1 protein-coding gene is annotated in these 356 nt (G+C 53.9%); it reads left to right on the top strand.

Annotated elements, in window-relative coordinates:
* Positions 1-305 (top strand): DDE-type integrase/transposase/recombinase (locus ABLN87_RS22390; protein ID WP_353014323.1); only part of this gene is annotated, 305 nt, incomplete at its 5' end.
* Positions 306-356 lie beyond the last annotated feature (51 nt).

Here is a 356-nt window from a genome sequence, read left to right on the forward strand (position 1 = left end):
TGATTACGGATAAGCTGAGAAGCTATTTCAAACCGATCCGTGATCTCGCGCCGGGTGCAGATCACCGAGCACACAAAGGGTTGAATAACAGGATCGAAGGATCACACAGAACAACCCGAAAGCGTGAAAAGATGATGGGACGCTTCAAATCTCCATGGCAGGCGCAAAGGTTCCTTGCCGCCCACGGCCAGATCAACAACATATTCCGACCCCACCGCTATCGCTTCTCTTCCATTTCCTACCGCCACGCCCGATCGGTCGCGCACGAACTTTGGAATGACTATGCTCTCGAGTTGACCGCCTGACCGCGCCAGCAAAGGCTCTCTGCAACCGCTGGCAAACAAATTGGCAATGCC

Origin of the sequence: Ruegeria sp. SCP10 (assembly GCF_040329495.1) — a bacterium.
Lineage (GTDB): Bacteria > Pseudomonadota > Alphaproteobacteria > Rhodobacterales > Rhodobacteraceae > Ruegeria.